General features: G+C 36.9%; 2 protein-coding genes. Both read left to right on the forward strand.

Annotated features, from left to right (window positions below; translation table 11 throughout):
- A partial coding sequence (locus tag KKG99_17540; protein MBU1014801.1) for a DUF4332 domain-containing protein occupies positions 1–412 on the forward strand: 412 nt, incomplete at its 5' end.
- A 328-nt stretch (positions 413–740) separates the two neighbouring features.
- Positions 741–2,016 (forward strand): AAA family ATPase (locus tag KKG99_17545; GenBank protein ID MBU1014802.1); only part of this gene is annotated, 1,276 nt, incomplete at its 3' end.

Below are 2,016 nucleotides of genomic sequence, written 5' to 3' on the forward strand. Positions count from 1 at the left end.
ACAAAAACCAAATAGAATAAAGGATTTTTCCTGTATTTCTGATGATATTTTCAACAGGCTTGAGAAATCAGGATTTAAAAACACATTGAAACTATATGATAGTGTTTTGACACCGGAAAAGAGAAGTGAACTTTCAAAGAAAACGGGGATTAGTCAGAAAGAAATGTTGAAACTCGCGAAGTTAACAGATCTTTCCAGAATAAGGTGGGTAAATCATACTTTTGCATATGTATTATTGGAATCTGGTTATGATACGGTAGAGAAAGTGGCAAAGGCAGATTACAAAGAATTATATACAATTATAAAACAACTTAACGAGGAAAGAAAAATTTATAACGCTCATATTGGGGAACGTGATATGAAAATGGTCATTGAATCTGCCCAAGGGCTAGACATTGAAATTGAATACTAATTTCAAAACATTCAAATACAGAACAACCGCATCAACACCGACATTTACCGCACTGCTTCGCTCTGCGGAAAATGTGGGTTATGCCGGCGTTCTGTGTTATCAATGAATGAAAAAGATAAAATTCAAAAGCACCCAATAATCATGAAAAGGCGTTCCATAAAAGATGGCCTTTTACCGGCCGAGGCCCCTGAATATAGGTGTTCACAGCGGCTGCACTATATTAGAATACCTGACTACGTTACAATTATTGCAAGCATTATGCTTGACTTTATTACAAGATTAGTGTCAAATATCTCTTACCTTATACCAATCAACAAATGAGACTCCAATGTTTAAAAGAGATATCTTAAAACAATTATCAGGATGGGCAGAGAAAAAAGACCAGAAACCATTGATTCTGAGAGGCGCAAGGCAAGTAGGAAAAACGACTGCTATTCACCTTTTTTCAGAACGATTCGATCAATATCTATATTTGAATCTTGAAATAAAAGAGGACCGAACCATTTTTGAGCAGGACTATTCCATTGAAGATTTACTGCAGGCTATTTTCTTTTATAAAAATCAAGTGAAGCATGAAGGTGAAATTTTAATATTCATAGATGAGATTCAGGCTTGTCCAGCAGCTGTCTCCTATCTCAGATATTTTTATGAAGCATTTCCCGATATTTACGTTATTGCAGCCGGATCTCTTTTAGAGACACTTATTGATACCCATATCAGCTTTCCTGTCGGCAGAGTGGAATATCTTGTGATGAAACCTTTGAGTTTCAAGGAATTTTTAAATGCTTTATCCGAAACAGCCAGTCTGGACATTCTTACAAAAAACATTCCAGCCCCTGATTTCGCACATGAAAAGCTAATGAAATTATTTCAAACCTATTCAATCATTGGGGGCATGCCGGAAATCGTTGAAAAATATTCCGACCAGAAAGACATCATAGCGCTCAACAGTATATTTGACAGCTTAATTGTTTCTTATCTTGATGATGTTGAGAAGTATGCTCGAAACAGTACAATGGGTAACGTAATTCGACATGCCGTTTCAACTTCATTCTATGAAGCAGGCTGCAGGATTAAATTTCAGGGTTTTGGTAATTCCAACTATAAATCAAGGGAAATGGGGGAAGCATTAAAAGTATTGGAAAAAGCGATGTTGATTTACCTTTTATATCCTTCATCCTCTGTCAGTCCTCCTTTGCTGCCAAACATAAAAAAATCGCCAAGGCTCCAAGTCCTTGACACGGGAATGTTGAACTATTTTTCTGGATTTCAAAAAGATCTGTTCGGAGCCAATAGTATTGATTCTGTCTATCAGGGGAAAATAGCAGAACATATTGTCGGACAGGAACTTCTCGTTGTTGAAACCTCTCCTTTATTCAAATTGTATTTTTGGAACCGGGAAAAGAAACAATCCAATGCCGAAGTTGATTACCTGATTCAATATGAAGGGTTGCTCATTCCCGTTGAAGTAAAATCTGCTGCAACGGGTCGGCTACGCTCTCTCCATCAGTTCATAGACCGCGCACCTCATAAATATGCCGTAAGGATTTATTCCGGAAAATTAGAAATTAATCAAATCAAAACTCTTAACGGAAAAGAGTTCT

Source organism: Bacteroidota bacterium (assembly GCA_018816945.1).
Taxonomy (GTDB): Bacteria; Bacteroidota; Bacteroidia; order Bacteroidales.